Origin of the sequence: Caballeronia sp. (assembly GCF_028292365.1) — a bacterium.
In the GTDB taxonomy this organism is placed as follows: domain Bacteria; phylum Pseudomonadota; class Gammaproteobacteria; order Burkholderiales; family Burkholderiaceae; genus Caballeronia.
On sequence record NZ_JAQGMM010000213.1, the window covers coordinates 1 to 6,177 of the forward strand.

A 6,177-nucleotide genomic window follows, 5' to 3' on the forward strand; every position below is an offset into this window, starting at 1 on the left:
AGGCCGTGCAGATGTTCGGTCCTGCCCAGCATGCCGTCGCGCTCGCCGTTGCGGATAGCGTTGAAGACGGCACGATTCCGAAGGACGAAGCCGACGATGTTTTTGTTTGCGTGGGCGTCTTCATTCATTGGGAAGCCGACGACGACAAGAAGATCCAGGAATACAACTACAAAGCTACCCGTGAAGCGATCCAGCGCGCGGTCGCCGGCGAACCGAGCGCAGCCGATGTAGTCGCGAAGAAGTCTTCTGTCGCGCATCCGTTCGCGGCTAACTGAAGCGCGGCGCGGTTCTATGGCGTGGTGTCAAAACCGAGCAGGTCTGGACGAGGCCGCCGAAGTCATTCATGAGTCGTTCATGACAGGCGGTCCGTCCACTCCTTCATTCAACCGAGGAATTATTCTTTTTGGAGAGGCTCCGGCATGACCTCCAGATGTCGCACGCGGCTGCTGATTGCCTGCCTTGTGCTTGCACCGTCGCTTGCATGGGCGGCAGGTCCGTCGTCCGATCCCGTTGTTCCGGCCGCCGGCAATCCGGCGCAAGGCCACGATTATCCCACTCAGGGCCGCGTGGAATACGTGCTCGGCTGCATGGATGACAACGGTCACGATTTCGCCAACGTATACAAGTGTTCGTGTGCAATCGACCATATTGCAGCGGTTCTTCCCTACGACGACTACGTCGAGCAAATGACATTCTCGAAATATTCGACGCTCGGCGGCGAGGGAGGCAACGAGTTTCGCGTGGATCGGGCCAAAGCCCAGACGAAGAACTTTCGCTCGATCCAGACCGACGCTTTCCGCGCATGTGGCGTGACAAAGTCCGCCGCCGCGACCAAGTAAAGCGCGCGGTAGGGGTAAGCACTAGCGAGGCGATTAGCTTCGCAGGACCATTAAGCATACTGGCGATCAGTTCGGGATAAGCCCTTTCCCGAGGAAAGCGCAGGTCACGGCTTGCGCGCTTATCGGCTCACGCCTGCGTTCAATCAGAACCCCGACCGATTCCACATCGGGAAACTTTGCGGGCTTCGCAAGCGACACCCGAACCCAATGCGCCCCGAAATCGGCAATGACCAGTTGAGCAATTTTCTCGGCAAGGCGTTCGAGCAACTGCACGCCGTGCGAGGCCAGCAATTTATGCAGCGCGTCGTGGACAGCCGCATAATTTACCGTGTCCTCGATACGATCCGTCGCACAAGCGCGGATCGACGGCACGCCAATCGTGAGATTGATGCGCACGGGTTGCGGGTCCCGCAGTTCGCTGACATCAATACCGATCACCGTTCTTCCGGTAAAACCCTTGATGTAGACCATGTCCATGGGCACCTCGCCGGTGGCTTGTGGCGGGGTATCGACGGCGGGATAGTGAGGAATCACCTCCGTTTGCGCGCTCTGCAGCGTGCCGGGCGAAGGCCGTGTGGGTCGAACCGCATCGAAAAGCTCCATGAATAATCTCCGTTGCCGATTGCCGGAAAAGTGCCGTGGACGTGCCGTTGACAAGCAGATAACCGCAACAGTGTGTGTCGCGAAATCGATACAGCCTGTGAGCGTCCTGTACCGCTTGGCCTGGGGCTTTCGGGCAGGCGCTTACACGCATGCACACGCACGCCCGTTGCCACGGTTTCAGCAAGTCGCAAGCAAAAATCGGGCGCACCGGCTAACACTTACGCGACTACTTATTGAACCCTGGCGTCATCGGAGGTAAAGTTTTGCGGATGCGGGTATGTTCATAAAACGTCAATACATACCGCTTCGCGCGCATGCGGACCCAGAAAAACGCAGCGCGGGGGAACACCATAGATACGGCGCCGCAGTGACCTGCGAATTCTCGCAGGCACGAACCGGACGCCCCGGAGACAAGCCCCATGTCGTCGTTTGCAGACAGTAACGTGCACGTCCGGGAAGTACTGAACATCGTCAATAATCAGTTGCCGACTCGCCCGACAAGCGACTCAGTCGCTCAGTCGTGGACCCGTTGCCTGAAGGAGTTCAGGCTCGATCCGGCGCGTTTTGTCATGCCGCCCGTGCTGACCCAGCCGGAGCTCGCCGCGCGGCGCGAAGCGGCCAGCGACCTGATCGCATGCTCGAAACTCGAGATGACGACGCTCTACCAGCAGCTCGCCGACCCTGAACTCGCTGTTGTACTCGTCGATGCCGACGGTGTGATCGTGCATCAGGTCGCCTCGGTGCCGTTCGGGGAAGCAATTGCCGCCGACGGGCTGCGCGTAGGCGCGTTATGGAGCGAGCGTGAGGCCGGCACCAACGGCATGGGAACCTGCCTTGCCGAGCGTGAATGCATAGCGGTCTATCAGCACGAGCATTTCTATCCGCGCTATACGTCGCTGACTTGCTCGGCTGCGCCCATCTTCAACGATCGCGGTGAAGTAGCCGGCGTGCTCGACGTAACCAGCCGTTCGAAGCTGCTGCAGCAGCACTCGCTGGTACTGGTGGGCATGTCAAGACAGATGATCGAGAATCGCCTGATCGACGCACGCTACCGGCACGCGAACATGATCCACTTCCACAGCCGGCCGGAATTTGTTGGCACGCTGCATGCCGGGAAACTCGCCGTCAGCGATGACGGTGTCGTGCTCGCGGCCAGCCGCAGCGCGCTGTTCCAGCTCGACTTCCGCTCGCATGCGGAGTTGTGCGGCAAGCGAATCGAGGAAGCGTTCAACGTGTCGCTCGAGGACATGATCGCCCGCAGTATCCGCGGCTCGTTTCACCCGGTGACCGTCTATAGCGCCAGCGCAAACAACCGGTTTTTCCTGATCGCCCAGACGCCGCGCGATGCGGCGACCAGCGCGACCCGCATCTTCATGAACGACCCGGCGAGCCGCGTGTTGTCCTCCGCCGCACGCGCCCGGCCTGTGCGAACGGCCAGAGAAACGCCCGGCCAGGCCGGTCGGCTGGAGAAGCTCTCGCACCTGGAGTTCGGCGATCCGCGCATGGCGTCGCAGATCCAGCTCGCTGTGCGGGTAATCCAGCGCAAGATCCCGATCATCCTGCGCGGCCAGACCGGCACCGGCAAGGAAGTCTTCGCCAATGCACTCCATAGCATCAGCCCGAATAGCGGCGGCGGCTTTGTTGCGGTGAACTGCGCGTCGTTACCGGAGAACCTGATCGAGAGCGAATTGTTCGGCTATCGCGCCGGCGCGTTCACCGGTGCGCAGCGTGAAGGACGGCGGGGCAAGATCGTGCAGGCGAACGCGGGAACCCTCTTTCTCGACGAAATCGGCGACATGCCGATGGCGTTGCAAGCGCGGCTTCTGCGCGTGCTGGAAGAGCATGAAGTCACCCCGCTCGGCGCTGAAACCACGGTCAAGGTGGATTTCCAGTTGATCAGCGCTAGCCACCGCAACCTGCTGGAGCTGGTGCAGAGCGGCGCGTTCCGCGAAGACTTGTATTACCGGCTCAACGGCATCGAGATCAACTTGCCGCCCCTGCGCGAGCGCGCCGACGCGCTCGCGTTGATCCACCATCTGCTTGCCAGCGAATCCGACGCCGACGGGCCGCCGTCGCTTAGCGCCGAGGCGCGGCATGCGCTGTTGAACTATGCGTGGCCCGGCAACATCCGTCAGTTACGCCACGTGTTGCAAATGGCGATAGCGTTATGCGACGGGCCGGAGATCGACTGCTCGCATCTGCCGTCCGAGGTCGTGCAATATGCGGGCGCAACGCCGGCCGCGCGCCTGGGACTGGCGACCGGCATGAGCGGCACGCCCGTGACCGGACCTTTCTTGCAAAGCACCGACGAAGCCGATACCTCCGAGCTCAACGCGATCCAGGTCAAGGAGCGCGAGACCGTGCTGGAACTGCTCGATGAGCATCGCTGGAACGTCAGCAGCGTAGCGAAAGGGCTCGGTATCAGCCGCAACACGCTGTACCGGAAGATGCACCGCTTGCATATCCGGTTATCGCATGACGGGTCCACCGCACCGTCAAACTCATGAGCGGGCCTTCGGGTTCGAGTCCGGGTTCACCCTCGCCCTCGCCCGCTCGCAGGCTTGACCAGTTCAAACCGGATGCGGGTTTTGCGTGGTGCGTGACCGGCTCGGGGCACATGATCGAGGAATCCATCGCGCTTGCCTGCAGGCTGCCGGGCGTGGACTTGTTTTTGTCGTCCGCGGGAGAGGAAGTGTTGCCGCTTTATGGATGGCCACTGCCGAAGTTACGCGAGCATTTTCGGGTGTTGCGCGACAACAGTGCGAGCGGGGTGCCGGTCGGCATGCTTTACGAAGGCAAATATCATACGGTCGTGATCGCGCCCGCGACGAGCAACACGGTCGCCAAGTGTGTCCTCGGCATTTCCGACACGCTGCCCACCAATTTGTATGCGCAAGCGGGCAAGCAGTGCATCCCAGGCATTGTTTTCGCATGTGACACGGCGCCGAGCGTGATCACCCAGAGCCCGCATGAATGGGTCGAGGTGCGGCCGCGCAGCGTCGAGCTCCGGCATGTGGAGCAACTGGCGCTGATCGAATACACGACGGTGGCGCGCTCGCTCGATGAGTTGAAGGCAGCGCTCGATCAACGGCTATCGACCCTCGGGCTCGCATGGACCACATCGTCTTCCTGACTGGCAGGCTTGCCGAACGCAGTGTGCAACAGGTGCTCGAGGGCATGGCGCCAACGCCGTTCACGTGGGAGATCCGTGAGATCGGACTTCAGGTAGCGGCGCTGATGACCGCCGACATGATCCGCCGGCGCGTCCCTCTGCCGCTTGCCGCCACGCGGATGATCGTGCCGGGGCGATGCCGTGGCGATCTCGACGCGTTGAGCGGGCATTTCGGCGTGCCGGTCGAACGGGGTCCGGAGGAGATCAAGGATTTGCCGCAGTTCTTCGGGCGTGAGGCGCGCCACTTCGATTTGTCCCGATACGAGACGGAGATTTTCGCGGAGATCGTCGATGCGCCGCGGCTCGATCTTGACGGCATTGTTGCGCGGGCTGGCGTGTATGCGGCTCAGGGCGCCGATGTGATCGATATCGGCTGCCTGCCTGAAACACCTTTTCCGCACCTGGAAGACGCGGTGCGTGTGCTCAAGGAACGTGGGTATCGGGTGAGCGTGGATTCCATGCGCACGGAAGAGCTTGTGCGGGGCGGCCGGGCGGGTGCGGATTACCTGATGAGCCTTAATCTGGATACCTTATGGATTGCTGATGAAGTGCCCTCTGTGCCAATTCTCGTGGCGCGGGAGCCGGGCGATCCCGGCTCGCTCGATGCAGCGATTGATGTGCTTCTGGGTCGTGGGCGGCCGTTTCTTGCCGATCCCATTCTTGATCCGATTCCGTTTGGACTGGCTCAATCGATTGCGCGTTATGTCGGGTTACGGTCTCGCTATCCGGAGATCGGCATCATGATGGGCATTGGCAATGTAACGGAGCTGACCGAAGCCGATACGAGCGGGATCAATGCTGTGTTGCTGGGCATAGCAGCGGAATTGCGGGTTAGCGCGGTGCTGACTACGTCGGTCAGTTTGCACGCACGGCGCGCTGTCAAGGAGGCTGACATTGCGCGGCGGATCATGCATGTGGCGCACGACGCGCAGGTCTTGCCGAAGGGGATTTGCAGCGACTTGTCGGCATTGCATGCCAAGCGGCCTTTTCCTTATGACGCGGCGGAGATTGCGTTGATCGCGCAGGCGGTGCGTGATCCGAATTTTCGGGTTCAGGTCGCGGCTGATGGCATTCACGTTTATAACCGCGACGGGCATGCCGTTGAGGGGGATCCGTTCGCACTTTATCCGAGGCTTGGGCTGGAGACCGATGGGGGGCATGCGTTTTATATGGGGGTGCAACTGGCCCGCGCGGAGATTGCGTGGAAGTTGGGGAAACGTTTTGATCAGGATCAGGCGTTGGATTGGGGATGCCAGGTGGAGAAATCCGCTCCGGATCTTGAACGGTGGGCTGAAGTTGGGAGTACGCGCAAGCGTTAATGAAGAGGCTATTCGCTGCCGCTGCCAACACGCCCCCTGACCCACCGCCCGCGACCCTCAATGATATTTACGTGCCATCACATCCAGCGCCAGCGGCTTGATCCTGTCAGCATGCCCCGCACATCCAAACGCCTCAAACCGTGCCACGCATAAATCCCTCGCCGCAGCCGTCGCTGCCTTCAATGCATGACGCGGATCGAACTCACCCTTCGCCATTGCCAGCGACCTTCGCATCGCCCCGGTC

At 61.2% G+C, this 6,177-nt stretch carries 6 protein-coding genes and 1 pseudogene; 5 read left to right on the forward strand and 2 right to left on the reverse strand.

What is annotated here, in order from left to right:
- Together fae and JWR14_RS13085 are read left to right on the forward strand one after the other, a co-directional pair.
- On the forward strand, positions 1 to 275 hold a 275-nt coding region (fae, locus tag JWR14_RS13080; protein WP_299707029.1), incomplete at its 5' end, for a formaldehyde-activating enzyme.
- 144 nt (positions 276 to 419) lie between these two features.
- On the forward strand, positions 420 to 839 hold the full coding sequence (locus JWR14_RS13085) for a hypothetical protein (protein ID WP_299707032.1): 420 nt from the start codon (positions 420 to 422) through the stop codon (positions 837 to 839).
- Positions 840 to 905: 66 nt separating this feature from the next.
- On the opposite strand, the gene JWR14_RS13090 is transcribed toward JWR14_RS13085, so the two are convergent.
- A complete protein-coding gene (locus tag JWR14_RS13090; RefSeq protein WP_366144529.1) occupies positions 906 to 1,442 on the reverse strand; it encodes a dihydroneopterin aldolase in 537 nt (178 codons plus the stop codon).
- Positions 1,443 to 1,861: 419 nt separating this feature from the next.
- Here JWR14_RS13090 and JWR14_RS13095 point away from each other — a divergent pair, with 419 nt between their 5' ends.
- The 3 genes from JWR14_RS13095 to JWR14_RS13105 are packed head-to-tail and all read left to right on the forward strand — an operon-like array spanning position 1,862 to position 5,933.
- Positions 1,862 to 3,949, forward strand: coding sequence for a sigma-54-dependent Fis family transcriptional regulator (locus JWR14_RS13095; RefSeq protein ID WP_299707035.1), 2,088 nt, complete (start codon positions 1,862 to 1,864; stop codon positions 3,947 to 3,949).
- On the forward strand, positions 3,946 to 4,575 hold the full coding sequence (locus tag JWR14_RS13100; protein ID WP_299707038.1) for a flavoprotein: 630 nt from the start codon (positions 3,946 to 3,948) through the stop codon (positions 4,573 to 4,575). The genes JWR14_RS13095 and JWR14_RS13100 overlap by 4 nt, the downstream gene beginning before the upstream one ends.
- Positions 4,554 to 5,933 (forward strand): DUF6513 domain-containing protein, encoded by a 1,380-nt coding sequence (locus tag JWR14_RS13105; RefSeq protein ID WP_299707041.1) that lies wholly within the window; start codon positions 4,554 to 4,556, stop codon positions 5,931 to 5,933. The genes JWR14_RS13100 and JWR14_RS13105 overlap by 22 nt, the downstream gene beginning before the upstream one ends.
- Before the next feature lie 57 nt (positions 5,934 to 5,990).
- Here JWR14_RS13105 and JWR14_RS13110 read toward each other — a convergent pair.
- Positions 5,991 to 6,177, reverse strand: a pseudogene (locus JWR14_RS13110) (fructose-1,6-bisphosphate aldolase); the annotation flags it as partial.

What these genes read in the sequence shown, in the direction of transcription:
- JWR14_RS13085 (WP_299707032.1), top strand. Translation starts at nt 420, where the DNA reads ATGACCTCCAGATGTCGCACGCGGCTGCTGATTGCCTGCCTTGTGCTT.
- JWR14_RS13105 (WP_299707041.1), top strand. Translation starts at nt 4,554, where the DNA reads ATGGACCACATCGTCTTCCTGACTGGCAGGCTTGCCGAACGCAGTGTG.
- JWR14_RS13095 (WP_299707035.1), top strand. Translation starts at nt 1,862, where the DNA reads ATGTCGTCGTTTGCAGACAGTAACGTGCACGTCCGGGAAGTACTGAAC.
- JWR14_RS13090 (WP_366144529.1), bottom strand. Translation starts at nt 1,442, where the DNA reads ATGGAGCTTTTCGATGCGGTTCGACCCACACGGCCTTCGCCCGGCACG.
- JWR14_RS13100 (WP_299707038.1), top strand. Translation starts at nt 3,946, where the DNA reads ATGAGCGGGCCTTCGGGTTCGAGTCCGGGTTCACCCTCGCCCTCGCCC.